14 protein-coding genes are annotated in these 15,523 nt (G+C 60.7%); 10 read left to right on the top strand and 4 right to left on the bottom strand.

What is annotated here, in order from left to right:
* The first annotated feature begins 110 nt into the window (after positions 1 to 110).
* From J2Z75_RS22465 to J2Z75_RS22435, 7 genes are read left to right on the top strand one after another with little or no spacing between them, the layout of a single operon-like run.
* Complete coding sequence (locus J2Z75_RS22465; protein WP_407692807.1) at positions 111 to 1,112, top strand: glycosyltransferase family 2 protein; 1,002 nt, start codon at positions 111 to 113, stop codon at positions 1,110 to 1,112.
* A gap of 7 nt (positions 1,113 to 1,119) precedes the next feature.
* Positions 1,120 to 1,653, top strand: coding sequence for an acyltransferase (locus tag J2Z75_RS22460; RefSeq protein ID WP_209855013.1), 534 nt, complete (start codon positions 1,120 to 1,122; stop codon positions 1,651 to 1,653).
* A gap of 53 nt (positions 1,654 to 1,706) precedes the next feature.
* Complete coding sequence (locus J2Z75_RS22455; protein ID WP_209855012.1) at positions 1,707 to 2,177, top strand: Lrp/AsnC family transcriptional regulator; 471 nt, start codon at positions 1,707 to 1,709, stop codon at positions 2,175 to 2,177.
* Between the two features lie 59 nt (positions 2,178 to 2,236).
* Positions 2,237 to 2,941, top strand: a complete 705-nt coding sequence (locus tag J2Z75_RS22450; RefSeq protein WP_209855011.1) for an FkbM family methyltransferase — start codon at positions 2,237 to 2,239, stop codon at positions 2,939 to 2,941.
* Positions 2,942 to 2,953: 12 nt separating this feature from the next.
* Positions 2,954 to 3,778, top strand: coding sequence for a glycosyltransferase family 2 protein (locus J2Z75_RS22445; RefSeq protein WP_209855010.1), 825 nt, complete (start codon positions 2,954 to 2,956; stop codon positions 3,776 to 3,778).
* 7 nt (positions 3,779 to 3,785) lie between these two features.
* Positions 3,786 to 4,817 carry a glycosyltransferase gene (locus tag J2Z75_RS22440; protein ID WP_209855009.1) on the top strand — a complete coding sequence of 344 codons (1,032 nt, stop codon included), beginning with the start codon at positions 3,786 to 3,788 and terminating at the stop codon, positions 4,815 to 4,817.
* On the top strand, positions 4,814 to 5,836 hold the full coding sequence (locus J2Z75_RS22435; protein WP_209855008.1) for a glycosyltransferase: 1,023 nt from the start codon (positions 4,814 to 4,816) through the stop codon (positions 5,834 to 5,836). Before J2Z75_RS22440 ends, J2Z75_RS22435 begins: the two co-directional genes overlap by 4 nt.
* On the opposite strand, the gene J2Z75_RS22430 is transcribed toward J2Z75_RS22435, so the two are convergent.
* Together J2Z75_RS22430 and greA are read right to left on the bottom strand one after the other, a co-directional pair.
* Entirely contained in the window at positions 5,833 to 6,894 is a 1,062-nt protein-coding gene (locus J2Z75_RS22430) for a glycosyltransferase family 4 protein (RefSeq protein WP_209855007.1), read from the bottom strand. The genes J2Z75_RS22435 and J2Z75_RS22430 overlap by 4 nt on opposite strands.
* An 87-nt stretch (positions 6,895 to 6,981) precedes the next feature.
* The gene (gene greA / locus J2Z75_RS22425) at positions 6,982 to 7,458 is read right to left on the bottom strand and encodes a transcription elongation factor GreA (RefSeq protein ID WP_037098620.1); all 477 of its coding nucleotides are present in this window, start codon (positions 7,456 to 7,458) and stop codon (positions 6,982 to 6,984) included.
* A 422-nt stretch (positions 7,459 to 7,880) separates the two neighbouring features.
* Here greA and J2Z75_RS22420 point away from each other — a divergent pair, with 422 nt between their 5' ends.
* Together J2Z75_RS22420 and J2Z75_RS22415 are read left to right on the top strand one after the other, a co-directional pair.
* Positions 7,881 to 8,912, top strand: coding sequence for an alpha/beta fold hydrolase (locus J2Z75_RS22420; protein WP_209855006.1), 1,032 nt, complete (start codon positions 7,881 to 7,883; stop codon positions 8,910 to 8,912).
* A gap of 237 nt (positions 8,913 to 9,149) precedes the next feature.
* Positions 9,150 to 10,580, top strand: coding sequence for an MFS transporter (locus J2Z75_RS22415; RefSeq protein ID WP_407692806.1), 1,431 nt, complete (start codon positions 9,150 to 9,152; stop codon positions 10,578 to 10,580).
* A gap of 48 nt (positions 10,581 to 10,628) precedes the next feature.
* Here the strand turns inward: J2Z75_RS22415 and carB are convergent, their stop codons facing one another.
* Entirely contained in the window at positions 10,629 to 14,120 is a 3,492-nt protein-coding gene (carB, locus tag J2Z75_RS22410; RefSeq protein WP_209855004.1) for a carbamoyl-phosphate synthase large subunit, read from the bottom strand.
* Between the two features lie 221 nt (positions 14,121 to 14,341).
* The gene (locus J2Z75_RS22405) at positions 14,342 to 14,707 is read right to left on the bottom strand and encodes a winged helix-turn-helix transcriptional regulator (protein ID WP_209855003.1); all 366 of its coding nucleotides are present in this window, start codon (positions 14,705 to 14,707) and stop codon (positions 14,342 to 14,344) included.
* 108 nt (positions 14,708 to 14,815) lie between these two features.
* On the opposite strand from J2Z75_RS22405, the gene J2Z75_RS22400 reads away from it, so the two are divergent.
* Positions 14,816 to 15,520 (top strand): glutathione S-transferase family protein, encoded by a 705-nt coding sequence (locus tag J2Z75_RS22400; protein ID WP_209855002.1) that lies wholly within the window; start codon positions 14,816 to 14,818, stop codon positions 15,518 to 15,520.
* Positions 15,521 to 15,523 lie beyond the last annotated feature (3 nt).

Genomic DNA, 15,523 nt, shown 5'->3' with positions numbered 1-15,523 from the left:
GTTACCGACGAGCCTTGTGACAATGGCCGATCGGGATCGAACTGGCAGTGAAAAAACGGCAATCCTCATACCCGTTGGAAAATCCGGACGATTTCGATTACGGTCGTACGCTGTTTCACAGATTCCGGACATGGCTCGATAGCCGTCGTGTCGCAGCCCGGCTTAGGAACAGGACCGAAACAGCGCCATTGTCGCCTTTGTCACCGGGCACCTTCCGACCGCTTCAGGATCGCGACGTGCCGTTGCTTTTCCTGGCACATAACGATCTCAAATTCATACGCTCACTGCTTGCCCATTATCGCGCGCTCGGCGTTACCCGATTCATCTGCGTCGACGACCGGTCCGATGATGGAACCCGTGAATTGCTGTGCGCCCAGCCCGACGTCGACGTCTGGACGTCCTCCGTGCGCTACGGCGAAGCCCGGCGCGGAAAGCTCTGGCGCGAGGCGCTGTTTGCTCGTTACGGCAAGAACCGCTGGTATCTCAATATCGACGCGGACGAATATCTCGTCTACGACCGCTGCTTCGAAAAGCCGTTGCCTGATCTGATTGCCAGGCTGGAAAGTCTGGGCGTGAGGCGTTTCGCAGCCCCGATGATCGACATGTATCCCGGCGGCAGCGTCAGTGCCTTTGCCTTCGACGGTGCGACGGAGGCCATGCCCTGGGAGATTGCCGACTGCATCGACGGCACCGGCTACGTCATCGAGAAGACCAAGCGCTTTCTCAGCCTTGCCGGCGGTCCGCGCCGCCGCAAATTTGCCGCGGAAGCCGAAATGATGAAGTACCCGCTGATATACTGGGACGACGAATGCAGCTTTGGCATCAGCATCCATCAGCCGCTGCCCTTCGATCGCAATTTCTCGCCTATCTGCGGCGTGCTGCTGCATTTCAAGTTCTTCGCCGATTATCACGAGAAGACACGGGCTGCGGTAGCCGACAAGCAGTATTTCGGCGGTGCGCGCGAGTACCAGCGCATCCTCGATACGGTCGAGGCCAGCGGCGATCTCGATTTCGTTTATGATGGCACCCTGAAATATTCATCGCCGGAGCAATTGATCGAGCGCGGCTTCATGCGGCCGGTCTGGTCGGCCGATCGCCGCGTGGAGACTTAGAGGCGCCATGCGCATAGGATCGATTTCCCATTACTTCTGTCTTTTCCGCGGATTACTGCTGCCGGGACATTTGCGTGTCGGCCGGAAGGCTCAGATCCGGTGGGGCGCGTTCATCGACGCCTATCGCGGGCGTGTGGTGATCGGCGACAGGTTCAAGATACACCGGGGCGGTTTCATCGATGCCCAGAAGGGCAACATCGAGATCGGCTCGAACGTGTCGATCAATCCCTATAGTATCCTTTATGGTCTTGGAGGGATCAGGATCGGCAACGACGTCCGGATCGCCGCCCATGTCGTGATCGTTTCGTTCGACCATCGTTATGACGATGTTGCCAAACCCATTACCATGCAGGGTGTCATCGCCAAACCGATCGTTATCGAGGACGATGTCTGGATCGGTGCCGGCGCGAAGGTATTGGGTGGCTCCCATATATCCAAGGGCTGTGTCATCGGTGCAAATGCGGTGGTTAAAGGCAGGACGGAGCCTTATGGAATTTATGTTGGCAGCCCGGCGCGGCTTTTGAAGTATCGCGGGCAATAGCAATAAAAGGTCCCACAGAAGGTGGACCGGCAAGAAAAGCGGGAAGCTCAACCATGGTGATGCGCGTCGAACTTGATGCTATCGATATGAAAATTCTGCGCGAACTCCAGAATGACGGGCGGATGACCAATGTCGAACTAGCCGAACGTGTCGGTATATCGGCGCCGCCGTGTCTGCGCCGCGTGCGCAAGCTGGAGGAGGCCGGTATCATCCGCGGCTATCGCGCCCTCCTGAATGCACCGGCGCTCGGCTATGATCTGGTTGCCTTCTGCATGGTCGGCCTCAAGCATCAGTCCGATGCCAACCTCAAGGCGTTTGCCAAGCAGACCGCCAATTGGCCGCTGGTGCGCGAGGCGTGGATGGTCTCCGGCGAATCCGATTTTCTCCTGCAATGCGTGGCTGAAAACCTTGCGGGCTTTCAGGATTTCGTTATTGAAGAGCTCACGGCTGCGGAGAATGTGGATACCGTGCGAACGATGTTGACCATCCGGCAGGTCAAAGATGTTTCTCTTATAGAGATCTAGGCGTCCTGCTTTCTACTGCCGCGCAGGTGTCTCCGCTTATCACGATAGGATCAGGTGTTTTGAAAAGATTGCTGCGGTCGCTGCGCAAAAGCTTCAGGTACATGTTCAACGTGCGCACCGTCCGCCTTGGCGGTGTTGCGATTGATACGACAGTCGGTCACATCCCGGAAAACGTCCGCGAGCTGATCTTTCGCGAGATTTATGAAGACACCGAACGCGACTTGATCGGCAAGATCCTGAAGCCCGGCATGCGCACGCTGGAGATCGGCACAGGCATCGGCTTCGTCAGTCTTGTTGCAGCGCGTATCTGCGGCGAAAGCAATGTCTTCTGCTACGAGGCCAACCCGGAGCTCGAGCCGACGATCCGGCGGAATTTCGCGCTCAACGGCATGACGCCGAACCTGACCATGCGGGCTGTGACCGTCGATGGCGCGCCGATCACCTTCTTCAAGAGTGACAACATCATCTCGTCCAGCCTCTATGACCGCAAGCGTGACGACAAGCAGATCGTCGTGGAAAGCGAAGCGCTCAGCGATGTTCTGGCAAAGCATGATCCGTCCGCATTGATCATGGATGTCGAAGGGGCCGAGATCGATCTCCTCGGCGATGTCGATCTGAAGAACATCACCCATATCATCGTCGAATTGCATCCGCACATCGTTGGCGACGCTGCCATTTCAACGCTTATCGCCAGCCTGAACGCGCGCGGCTACGTCATGCGCAGCAGCAACCGGAAAACCTCCCATTTTTCCCGCGCAGCCTGAAAAGCCCCTTCCATGCCATCAAAACTCCCGCTCTCCGCCTTCATCATCTGCCTGAATGAAGAAGCCTATCTCGGCAATTGCATCGAGAGCCTGGAGAGCTGCGCCGAAATCGTCGTCGTCGATTCCGGTTCGACAGATGGCACGGCTGCGCTGGTGCAATCCTATACCGACAAGGGCTGGCCGATCCGTTTCCTGTTCGAGCCCTGGCGTGGTTATGCGGGCCAGAAACAGTTCGCGCTCGATCAGTGCAGCCAGCCCTGGTGCCTGAACATCGATGCCGACGAGCGGCTGGACGAACCGTTGCAGGCCTTGCTGCCGTCGCTGATCGGAGCGCCCGCGGAAACCGTCGGCTGGCGCGTTGCCCGCCGGCCCTATCTGATCGGCTATGGCTACACGCCGGACACGGTGCGCGAGCGCAAGAACCTGCGGCTGATCCGCAAGGGCAGGGGCGCCTACGATCTTGCCCAGAAGGTCCATGAGGGCATCGTGCCGGACGGCAAGGTCGAGGCGGCGGCGACCGGCAGCCTGTTGCACTACCGCCCGCTGATCATCGATGAGCAGATCCTCAAGGAAAACAAGTATTCGACGCTGAAGGCCGACCAGCAGTTTGCGGCCGGAAAACCGCCACGTCCCTACAAGATGCTGTTCAGCCCGCCGCTCTATTTCCTGCGGCTTTATTTCCGCAACGGTCTCTGGCGCTGCGGCTTTCCCGGTTTCATCGAGGCTGCGACCGGCGGTGTCTACGCCTTCCTGACGGCGGCCAAGATCTACCAGCGGCATGCGCTGCGGCGGAAGCCGAATTTCGACGACATGGAGCGCGCGCGACGCGGCAAATGAGGACGTCATGAAGGTTATGCACTATCACTTCGGCAAGGACGGCGGCGCCGAGCGCTTCTTTGTCAACCTGGTCAATGCCCTTCACGATCGCGGTGTCGAGCAGCGCATGCTGATCCGCCCGGATCGCAGTTGGCGCAAGGATATCGAGGCGTGCGGGACTGTCTACGAAGGTGTTTTCCGTCGCGTCTCACTGTCCCGATTTCTTCTGCAGGCCAGAATGAAGAGCGTGCTCCGCGAGTTTCGGCCCGATGTCATCATGGCCTGGCAATTGCGGGCGAGCCGCTTCATGCCGCGGTGGGACGACGCGTTTCGCCTGTCGCGCCTTGGGGATTATCCCGAACATCTCGACTACTACAAGAATGTCCAGACCCTTGTTTGCATAACGCCCGATATGGCCGACAAGGTGCGGAAGATGGGCTGGTCGCGCGACATCGAGGTGATTGCCAATTTCACTCGGGCAAAGCCCGTTGATGCCGTTCAGCGCAGCGAGTTGCAAACCCCCGACGACGCTTTCGTGGTTGCCGGAATGGGCCGTTTTGTCCCGCGCAAGGGTTTTGACTACCTGATCCGGGCGATTGCCAATGTCCCTAATGCCTATCTCTGGCTGCTCGGTGACGGGCCAGAGCGCGACAACCTGGTCAAGCTGGTCACCGATCTGGGCATTTCCGACCGTGTGCGGTTCCCGGGGTGGAAAACCAACGCCTATGGCTATCTTGCCGCCGCCGATGCCTTTGCCGTCACGTCGCTGCACGAACCGCTCGGCAATGTCTGTTTCGAGGGGTGGGGCGCCGGAAAGCCGACCATCGCAGCACGCGCTGAAGGTCCTTCATGGGTGATGACGGATGACGTCGATGCGCTGATGGTCGATTGCGCCGATGCCGCAGGTCTGACAGCCGCGATAGAAAGATTGCGGGCAGATCCAGCTCTCCGCCAGCGCCTCAGCGATGGCGGACAGGCGACGTTGCGCCAGCGCTTTTCCGAGGATGCGATCAGTGCTGCTTACATCGACCTCTTCCAACGCGGATCTGCCTCCCGATGAAGGTTTCGCATTTTCATTTTGGCAAGGACGGCGGGGCGGAACGTTTTTTCGTCCATCTCGTCAATGCGCTGTCGCGTCGCGGCATAGACCAAACGGCGGTCATTCGCCCCAATCGCGTCTGGCGACGGGATATCAACAATGCTGTTGGCGTGACGGAGAGCAATTTCCGCAATCTGTCGCTTGATCGGGTCCTGCTGCCCAGGAAAGTCCTGCGGATGGCGACGAGCAGCAAACCGGATGCGCTGATGGCGTGGGCGCCGCGGGCGAGCGAACTGATGCCGGACTACAAGGGTTGCATCAAGATCTCGCGGCTCGGCGATTATCCCACCCGGCTGCACTATTTCAAGAACACCGACGTGATCGTCTGCAACACGCCGGGCATTGCCGATCATGTGCGCAGTCTCGGCTGGACGCGCGGCGTCGAGGTCATCTCCAACTTCACCAACGCCGAGCGCGTCACGCCGGTTGACCGCAAGAGCTTGAACACGCCAGAAGATGCGCCCGTCGTCATGTCGATGGGGCGTTTCGTGCCGCGCAAAGGCTTTGCTCTGCTGACCGAGGCTGTGGCCAAGCTGCCTGGCGTCTATCTCTGGATTGCGGGTGACGGCGAGGAGATGGAGAATGTCCGCAAGCTGGCCGCCGATCTGGGTGTCATCGACCGGGTCCGCTTCCTCGGCTGGCAGAAGGACACGCGGCCCTACGTGGCCGCCGCCGATATCTTCGTCATGCCGTCGAGCCATGAGCCGCTCGGGAATGTCATCCTTGAAGCTTGGGCACAAGGCAAACCGGTCGTTTCCAGCCGTTCCGAAGGTCCGACCTGGTTCATGCGCGATGGAGAGAATGGCCTGCTCGCCGATATCGGCGATACCGATGGTTTCAGCAGGGCGATCGAACGGCTGATCAATGACAAGCAACTGGCGGATCGTGTCGCGCTGGGCGGGCACGAGACGCTGGTTGGCCAGTTTTCCGAAGAGGCCGTCGCCAACGCCTATATCGAACTGTTCAAGCGCAAGCCTTAAGCGCCGCTCAGCAGCCGTTCATAGACCGCGCCGATGCTCGACGCTTCACCGCGGATGCTGAAACTCTCGATCGCGCGGGCAAGGCCGCGCTCGCCCGCCAGTCTTGCCCGCTGCGGATCGTCCATGAGCAGAGCGGCGGCATCCGTCATGGCGGCCAGTTCGTTGGCCGGTATCAGGATGCCGGTCTCGTCCTTGCCCGTTGACAGCAGTTCGGAAAAGGCGCCGACATCGGTCGCCACGACCGGCACCTGCGTCGCCATCGCCTCAAGCGGGGTGAGGCCGAAACCCTCCCAGCGCTGCGGCGCGATGAACAGGTCGAGCGCGCGATACCATTCCGGGATGTTGGTGTGTTCGCCGACGAACAGGATGCGGTCGGCGAGACCGGCCCGTTTGACCTTGTCCTTCAGGTCATTTTCGAACGCAACATGGGCCGGCGTCGCACGGCCGGCGATGATGGCGATCCAGTCGGGCCTCTGGGGCAAAAGGCTGATCATGCTGTCCACGAAGAGGTCGGTGCCCTTCTGGTGGCGCACCCGGCCGAAGCAGCCGGCGATCTTCCTGTCCGCCGGCAGGCCGAGCACTGTCTTGGCGGCGGCCTTGTCTGTGGCCGGAAAGAAGCGCTGCGTATCGATCCCATGCATGATGGTGGTACTCGGCACGTCCAGATAGGCGGCGGTACGGTTGCTGGTGGCGATCACTGCGTCCATGCGCCGGACAAGGAATTTGGTCCAGCCGGAATGCTTGCGCTGCGAGGCGGAGGTGAAGACGATCTTCAGCCTCATCCGCAGCACATCGCGCAGAAAAACCGCCGGCAGCATCTCGACATTGCGGCGGGCATGCCAGACGCGCAAGCGCCGGCCCCTGGGCCGGGCCCAGAGTTTCAAAAGAGCGCCATAGCCGATGTGGGGCAAAGCTTCCGGCAGGCCGGGCCCGAGGGTCGCAACCTTCTGGCCGAGCGCGCGCTGCACGGGAACAAGCTGGATGATGGTGGAGGTGACGCCGGAAAGGCGGCGCTTGAAGTTCGGCGCGATGATCTCGACGTCGCTGATGTCTTCCACGCTTTGCAACCCTTTTCGTCGTCTAACAGAAAAAGCCCGGAGGCAGCTTTATGCGCCGTCCGGGCTTTTAAATGGACATGCCGGGGATCAGCCCCAGTTGATCGCGAGGATCTCGTAGGCCTTCGAGCCGCCGGGGGCGACGACTTCGATCGAATCGCCGACCTCCTTGCCGATCAGCGCACGGGCGATCGGCGAGGAAATGGAGATGCGACCCTGCTTCACGTCGGCTTCCTGGTCGCCGACGATCTGGTAGGTCTTGTTCTCCTCGGTGTCTTCGTCGATCAGCTTGACGGTGGCGCCGAACTTGATCTTCGAGCCGGACATCTTCGACAGGTCGATGACTTCGGCGCGCGCAACGTAATCCTCGACTTCGCCGATGCGGCCTTCGTTGTGGCTCTGGGCTTCCTTGGCCGCGTGATATTCCGCGTTTTCCGAGAGGTCGCCATGGGCGCGTGCTTCGGAAATTGCTTCGATGATCCGCGGGCGTTCTTCCTGCTGGCGCCAGCGCAGTTCTTCCTGCAGCTTGGCAAATCCGCTCTGAGTCATCGGTACTTTTTCGACCATTTCACTGTCCTTCATAGTCCATGCTTTGCCCGCTTCAGGCAGGCTTAGCACAAAAGAAAACGGTCACCGGAGCGCTAACCCCGGAACCGTGAGAAACATTTGAACAATGCTTATAGCAGAAAGCGGAGTCCAAAAGCCAGATTATTCGATTGAGGCAGGCATGAGGGATGACGAACATGAGCGTCCCAATCCGCGCGATAAACGCGCCGATGGTTTTGGTGACTTTTCCATGTGTTCGATCAGGGCATGAATTTCCCTTGTAATATTTGCGGGCTTCGAATGCATTAAGCGTGTTCGGAATTATGTAGAAATAAATTTCATTTTTCTAATATTTTGAAATTCCAGGTTGTGTTTTGCGGCCTTTCGCATTGATATTCCCGGGTTTGACATGGAATTCTTTTTGACCCTTGGGAGCGATGGTTATGCCCAACGATTACATCTTCACCGCGCGCAGGCGTGTCGGGGAGAAATTCACCGATGAACCCGGCCCCGTGCGGTTTCTCAAAGTACCGGCATCGGTCCAATCCTATGATGCGAGACATGTCATATCGAGCCCAAACGATTGGGCCGCCGAGGTTCAGGGACTGGCGGATGGTGACGAAAATCCAAACTCCATCGGCCCCAAGGGCGATGTCCTGATTTTCGTTCACGGCTATAACAACGACATTCCCATTATCCTCGACCGCATGCGGCAACTGCGCGCAGACATGGTTGCAGAAGGTTGGCACGGCGAAATCGTCGCCTTCGATTGGCCGAGCAACAACCAGACCCTGAACTATTGGGAGGATCGCTCGGACGGTGCCGGCGTGGCTGCCGAACTCGTAGCGAAAGGCATCGTTCTGCTGAAGAAGGGCCAGGATGCCGGCTGCGAAACGAATGTCCACGTCATGGGACATTCGACGGGCGCCTACGTGATCATGGAGGCGTTCGCGCAGGCCGAGAAGCGCGGCGATCTGTTCAAGAGCGACTGGCGCGTGGGGCAGGTTGCCTTTATCGGTGGCGACGTGTCTTCCGACAGCCTGACATTATCGAGCGAATGGGCACAGCCGATGTTCCGCAGGATCATGCGGTTGACCAATTATTCCAATCCTTTCGATGCTGTCCTTGCCGTATCCAATGCCAAAAGACTCGGTGTGTCGCCTCGTGTGGGGCGCGTCGGTCTGCCCGCAATCGTCAATGCGAAGGCCATCAATGTCGATTGTGGCGCCTACTTCAACACGCTCAACCCGAAGACGGCAAAGGTGATCGGTTCGTGGACGCATTCATGGCATATCGGCAACCGCGTTTTCGCGCGTGACCTGGCAATGACCCTTGAAGGTGCGATCGACCGCAACGCTATTCCGACGAGAGCGATTGAGCATGACAGGCTTATCCTGCAGGACAAGCCGAGACCGAAGTTCCAGTCGGAATGGGATGTCAAGACCGATGCGAAAAATGCCGCGCCGCGCATCTGACCGGGGATATGCTGTCGGCGCAATGGATTTCCGCTCGCTAGGGCATGAACCGGCGTGATGCCCCCGACGGAACCGCGAGGCGGCAAAACAGCGCTTCGGTCGGCTTTCCGGATTTCGGCCTCCCGAAGAAAATTCCGCCGTCCGCAAAATAGCGCTTTACCTCAACAGCACTTGAGGTTGTAACAGTCGTGCTTCCCTACTGGAGACGGAAGCATGACGACTGACAATATCCCCTATATGGACGAGAAAATGACTGGCAGCGCCGTGGAGACTTCGGCCGGATGGGGCGAGCTGCTGCGGCCGCGTTACCTTGTTTCGACGGTAACACTTTGCCTCGGCGTCGCCCTGTTCGCTTTCAACGAGTTCTTCATCTCCACGGCCCTGCCGACGGCGGTCGAGGATCTTGGCGGCGCCGCCCTTTTGTCCTGGGCCTTCACTCTTTATCTCGTCTTCGCCATTATCGGCGGTCTGGTCGCGGCCAATCTCAAGCAGCGGTTCGGCGCACGCAACACGCTGCTCTCTGCGGCGATCGTCTTTGTCGCCGGCACTGTGCTGGCAACATTTGCAACCGACATGACACAGGTGCTTGCCGGGCGGCTGCTTCAGGGGGCGGGCGAGGGCATCGTCGCAGCGCTTTGCTATGCGCTGATTCCTGAGCTTTTCCCCTCGCGGCTGGTGCCGAAAGTGTTCGGTGCGGAAGCGATCGTCTGGGCCATGGCCGCCTTTTCCGGACCGCTGGTCGCCGGTGGCCTGACCGAGCATTTCTCCTGGCGGGCCGCCTTCTTCGTCAGCATCCCGGCGGCCATCATCTTCATCATCCTCGTGGTCGCCATCGTGCCGCGCGGCGTGTCCGGTTCGGGACCGACATCGGCCATTCCGTTCGCGCGGTTGGCCGCAGCGGGTGCTGGCATCCTGATGATTTCCCTTTCGGGCATTGCTGGCGGCACCGTGTCCATGGCGTCGCTGCTGATCGGTGCCACCTCGGTGCTTGCGACCGTCGTTTACCTCGATCGCCGTTCGGGCAACCCCGTTCTGCCGAGGGCTGCCTTCACCGTCCGCAAGGCGCTGGGAACGGGGCTGTGGGTGATCCTGCTGATGCCGCTGGCTCAGGCGGCCGGATCGGTCTTTCTCGTCTACAGCCTGCAGCATCTCTGGAAACTCGGGCCGACCGCGGCCGGCGCGCTCAGTGCCGTCATGGCAATCTCCTGGAGCGTCACTGCGATAGGCGTTGCCAGCGTCCGGTCGCTGACATTGCGCAACCGCATCATGCTGGCGGGGCCGGTGCTGCTTCTGGCGGGGCTTGTCGCCGTCATGACGGCGATCGGCACCGGCGCGCTCTGGCTTATCCTGCCGGGGCAGGCCGCGATCGGCGCCGGTTTCGGCACGTCATGGGGCACGCTCAGCCAGTTGCTGATGGATGTGTCCACAGATGCCGAGCGCGACAGGACATCGGCCATGCTGCCGACGCTGCAATCGGCGGGCTACGCCATCGGCGCCGCCGTCTTCGGGCTCGTGGCCAACGTCATGGGGTTTGGCGAGGCCGCATCGGTAGAGACGATGCGCAATGCGATGCTGCTGGTTTTCGGCACCGGATGCGTGATTGCCGCCGCGTCGGTTTTCTTTGGGATGATGACGGCAAGACTGGCCCGCATCGAGGCCAAATTCTGAGAGCGTATGATGCAGAAGCGGCGCCCTCTCGGGCGCCGCTTGAAACCGTCAATCCTGGAAATAACTCTGCAACGTCCGGACTTCGAGGCTTCCGGCCTTCAGTGCCTTGATCGCCCGTGCCGCCGCTTCGGCGCCTGCCATCGTCGTGTAGTACGGCACCTTCTGCATCAGCGTCGCCCGGCGCAGCGATTTTGAGTCCGAGATCGCCTTGGAGCTGTCCGTCGTGTTGATGACCAGATGGACCTGGCGGTTGCGGATGGCGTCCTCGATATGCGGACGGCCTTCCTGCACCTTGTTGATCTTGGTGGCGGTGATGCCGTTTTCACCGAGGAAGCGGGCGGTGCCGCCGGTTGCCAGCACCTTGAAGCCGATCTCGGTCAGGTGACGGATGGCGGGCAGGACCCGTTCCTTGTCCTCGTCGCGCACCGACACGAACACCGTGCCTTCGCGCGGCAGGTCGACGCCGGCGCCGAGCTGGGCCTTGGCAAAGGCCAGCGCAAAATCGGTGTCGAGGCCAATGACTTCGCCGGTCGAGCGCATTTCCGGGCCGAGCAGGATATCGACGCCGGGGAAGCGGGCGAACGGGAAGACGGCTTCCTTGACCGCGATGTGGTTGAGATTGCGCGGGTCCGGCTTCTTGCCATAGGCGGCAATCGCGTCATCGAGCTTTTCGCCCGCCATGATGCGGGCGGCGATCTTGGCGATCGGCGCGCCGATGGTCTTGGCGACAAAGGGCACGGTGCGCGAGGCGCGCGGGTTGACTTCGAGAACGTAGATCGTGCCGTCCTTGATGGCATATTGCACGTTCATCAGGCCGCCGACCTTCAGCGCCTTGGCCATCGCCTTGGTCTGGCGCTCCAGTTCGTCGACGATCTCGTCGGAGAGCGTGTAGACCGGCAGCGAGCAGGCTGAGTCGCCCGAGTGAATGCCGGCTTCCTCGATATGCTCCATGATGCCGGAGACGAAGACGGTCTCCCCATCGGAGAGCGCGTCGACGTCGACCTCGACGGCATTGGTCAGGTACGAGTCGAACAGCAGCGGGTTCTTGCCGAGCAGCGTGTTGATCTGGCCGGTCTTGTCGTTCGGATACCGCTGCTTGATGTCTTCCGGAACGAGACCCGGAACCGTATCGAGCAGATAGGTCTGCAGCATTGATTCCGAATGGATGATCTGCATGGCGCGGCCACCCAAGACATAGGACGGGCGCACGACCAGCGGGAAGCCGATTTCCGATGCGACGAGGCGGGCCTGCTCGACCGAATAGGCGATGCCGTTGTTGGGCTGGTTGAGGTCGAGCTTCATCAGCAGCTTCTGGAACCGGTCGCGGTCTTCGGCCAGATCGATCATATCGGGTGCGGTGCCGAGGATCGGGATGCCGTTCTTTTCCAGCGCTTCGGCCAGCTTCAGCGGCGTCTGACCGCCGAACTGGACGATGACGCCGTGTAAGATCCCGTTTTCCTGTTCGGCGCGGAGGATTTCGATGACGTCTTCGGCCGTCAGCGGCTCGAAATAGAGGCGGTCTGAGGTGTCGTAGTCTGTCGAAACCGTTTCCGGGTTGCAGTTGACCATGATCGCCTCATAGCCGGCATCCTTCAGGGCGAAGGCGGCATGGCAGCAGCAATAGTCGAACTCGATGCCCTGGCCGATGCGGTTTGGGCCGCCGCCGAGGATAACGACCTTCTTGCGGTCGGAAATCTGCGCTTCGGAGCGTGCAGCGCCATCGAACGGCGTCTCGTAGGTCGAGTACATATAGGCCGTCGGCGAGGCGAATTCAGCGGCGCAGGTGTCGATGCGCTTGTAGACCGGACGCACATTCAACCGGTTGCGCAGTTCGGCGACTTCCTTCGGGCGGCTCTTCGACAGTGTCGCAAGCCGCGCATCGGAAAAGCCCATCGCCTTCAGCATGCGCAGGTTTTCGGCGTCATCCGGCAGGCCGTGTTCGCGCACGCGGGCTTCCATGTCGACGATTGCCTTGAACTGCGCGATGAACCACGGGTCGATCTTCGATCCGTCATGTACGTCGGCCTCAGACATGCCCATGCGCAGTGCCTGGGCGACCATGCGCAGCCGGTCCGGCGTCGGCGTGCCGATGGCGGCGCGGATGGCGTTGTGGTTGTCGCCGGTTTCTTCCAGCCCGGGGATCTCGATTTCGTCGAGACCGGTGAGGCCCGTTTCAAGCCCGCGCAGCGCCTTCTGCAGCGATTCGGCAAAGGTACGGCCAATCGCCATGACTTCGCCGACCGACTTCATTGCCGTCGTCAACGTCGTGCCGGCGCCGGGGAACTTTTCGAAGGCGAAACGCGGGATCTTGGTCACCACGTAATCAATGGACGGTTCGAACGAGGCAGGCGTCGCGCCGCCGGTAATGTCGTTGTCGAGTTCGTCGAGCGTGTAGCCGACGGCCAGCTTGGCGGCGATCTTGGCGATCGGGAAGCCGGTGGCCTTCGAGGCCAGCGCCGACGAGCGCGACACGCGCGGGTTCATCTCGATGACGACCAGACGGCCGTCCTTCGGGTTGACGGCGAACTGCACGTTGGAGCCGCCGGTCTCGACGCCGATCTCGCGCAGGACCGCGATCGAGGCGTTGCGCATGATCTGGTATTCTTTGTCGCTCAGCGTCAGGGCAGGAGCAACCGTGATACTATCGCCGGTGTGCACGCCCATCGGATCGATGTTCTCGATCGAGCAGATGATGATGCAGTTGTCCGCCGTGTCACGGACCACTTCCATCTCGTATTCCTTCCAGCCGAGCACCGATTCCTCGATCAGCACTTCGGTCGTCGGCGAGGCGTCGAGGCCGGAACCGATGATCTCGAAGAATTCCGAGCGGTTATAGGCAATGCCGCCGCCGGTGCCGCCCATGGTGAAGGAAGGGCGGATGATGGCGGGAAGACCAATGGTGTCGAGCGCCTGCGCGCCGATCGCCATGGCATGGCTCATGTAGCGCTGCTTGCGGTCGGTTTCGCCGAGGTTCCAGGTGTTTTCCAGATCGTCCAGTGCTTTGTCGAGGGCCGCGCCCGAGAGGGAGGCCTTCAGCTTGTCGCGCTCGGCGACATGCAGCTTGCGGTCGATGTCCTTGATCTCGGTGGCGTTGGCGAGCAGCGACTTCGGGGTTTCCAGTCCGATGCGCGACATGGCTTCGCGAAACAGCGCCCGGTCTTCCGCCATGTCGATGGCTTCCGGCTTGGCGCCGATCATCTCGACATTGTAGCGGTCGAGTACGCCCATCCTCTTGAGGGAAAGGGCAGTGTTCAGCGCGGTCTGGCCGCCCATCGTCGGGAGCAGCGCGTCGGGGCGTTCCTTGGCGATGATCTTGGCGACCACTTCCGGGGTGATCGGCTCGACATAGGTCGCATCCGCCATGTCGGGGTCGGTCATGATCGTGGCGGGGTTGGAGTTGACCAGGATGACCCGGTAACCCTCTTCCTTCAGCGCCTTGCACGCTTGTGTGCCGGAATAGTCGAACTCGCAGGCCTGGCCGATGACGATCGGTCCCGCACCGATGATGAGGATCGATTTAATGTCTTGGCGCTTTGGCATGGTCTCTATCCGCTTTTCAGGCTGCGCGAAAAACCGGCCAGGGTGGGAAATCACCGGTCGGGGCGCGCATGCTTGGTCTTTTCAGGCTAGAAGCGGCTTATAGGGAAATGTGAGGGGGAGCGGAACCCCGAAAATGCGGGTTTCGACAGGAAAAAACGAAAGATTCACTTCGTTGGGGCCTGGCTCTTCGAATGAGAACCTGTGCCGCAGGACGATCCGGATCAGGCGGCGTCGACGAGTCGTTTCTGGATCTTTGCTTTTGCCGGATCGACGTGATCGCCGGCTCTGTCTTCCCACCAGCCACCGAGCGCATCGATCAGCGGCACGAGCTTGAGGCCCGATGCTGTGAGATCGTAGTCGACGCGGAGCGGATATCCGGGATAGGCCGTGCGCCGGATGATACCCGCGACCTCCAGCTTGCGCAGTTCCAGCGCCAGCATGCGGTGCGATAGTGTCGGGTTGTCGCGCTGCAGATCGCTGAACCGTTTCGTGCCGTCCTTCAGATAGTAGAGCAGCAGCGTCGGCCAGCGGCCGCTCAGTACACGCATGACTTCTTCGATCGGGCAGTTGGAGACGACGTCTTTCATGAGGCGGGTCCTGGTTACAAAATAGTGCGTAATTTACATGGGGCCGCCAGAGGGTAGGGTCAACCATCGCTGCGCAGCGTGACCTCAACAACAAAAGAGATACGAAAAATGGAACCTATCCTCCTTTACGGCTTCCCGTCCGGAAGCTCGATGGGGCTCGTCGCTGCGTTCGAACATGTCGGCCAGCCCTACCGCCTCTGCCGCGTCGATATGCTCACCGAGATGAAGAACGACACCTATGCCCGGCTCAACGGCCGTCAGGAAACGCCGGTGCTGATCACCGATGAGGGCCGGGTGCTGACCGAAACCATGGCGATCGCCGCATGGCTGGAAGCGCGCGATACGACCCGCCGCATCAGCTTCGATCGCCGCTCGCCGGAGGCGGATCGGATGCATCAGCTGATGGCCTTCGTGAACACCGGCTTCACCGCCGCCTTCACGCCGCTCTGGGCGGCCTTCGAAATGGAAACGGCAAAACCCGAAACACTCGCGGTTTTGCGCGATTTCGGCCGCGCGTCCGTAGCACTGCGCCACGCACAGCTCGAAGCGCTGATCGGCGACACGCCCTTCCTCGTTGGCGACCGCCTCACATTGGCGGATACCACACTCATCGGTGTGGCCCGTTGGGCGGAGTTCCACGAGGCCGTCGACGGCAATGCCTATCCCAGGCTCGCCGCCCTGCGCCGCCGGATCGAGGCCGAATCGGTGGTGCAATACGCCTTGGCCATCGAGGATGGTGAAAAGCCGGCCGGATCGGGTGCCTGCCTGGGCCAGGTCCCACTGACGGACGTGATCAAGCGCTTCGCCGCCTGATCC

Source organism: Rhizobium herbae (assembly GCF_017873135.1).
GTDB classification, from domain to species: domain Bacteria; phylum Pseudomonadota; class Alphaproteobacteria; order Rhizobiales; family Rhizobiaceae; genus Pararhizobium; species Pararhizobium herbae.
The sequence above is the reverse complement of the archived record's forward strand: the minus strand, read 5'-3'. Positions and strand labels throughout refer to the sequence as shown.

Coding starts and splice junctions, on each gene's coding strand:
- J2Z75_RS22460 (WP_209855013.1), top strand. CDS start 1,120: ATGCGCATAGGATCGATTTCCCATTACTTCTGTCTTTTCCGCGGATTA.
- J2Z75_RS22455 (WP_209855012.1), top strand. CDS start 1,707: ATGGTGATGCGCGTCGAACTTGATGCTATCGATATGAAAATTCTGCGC.
- J2Z75_RS22445 (WP_209855010.1), top strand. CDS start 2,954: ATGCCATCAAAACTCCCGCTCTCCGCCTTCATCATCTGCCTGAATGAA.
- J2Z75_RS22440 (WP_209855009.1), top strand. CDS start 3,786: ATGAAGGTTATGCACTATCACTTCGGCAAGGACGGCGGCGCCGAGCGC.
- J2Z75_RS22435 (WP_209855008.1), top strand. CDS start 4,814: ATGAAGGTTTCGCATTTTCATTTTGGCAAGGACGGCGGGGCGGAACGT.
- greA (WP_037098620.1), bottom strand. CDS start 7,458: ATGGTCGAAAAAGTACCGATGACTCAGAGCGGATTTGCCAAGCTGCAG.
- J2Z75_RS22420 (WP_209855006.1), top strand. CDS start 7,881: ATGCCCAACGATTACATCTTCACCGCGCGCAGGCGTGTCGGGGAGAAA.
- J2Z75_RS22415 (WP_407692806.1), top strand. CDS start 9,150: ATGGACGAGAAAATGACTGGCAGCGCCGTGGAGACTTCGGCCGGATGG.
- carB (WP_209855004.1), bottom strand. CDS start 14,120: ATGCCAAAGCGCCAAGACATTAAATCGATCCTCATCATCGGTGCGGGA.
- J2Z75_RS22405 (WP_209855003.1), bottom strand. CDS start 14,707: ATGAAAGACGTCGTCTCCAACTGCCCGATCGAAGAAGTCATGCGTGTA.
- J2Z75_RS22400 (WP_209855002.1), top strand. CDS start 14,816: ATGGAACCTATCCTCCTTTACGGCTTCCCGTCCGGAAGCTCGATGGGG.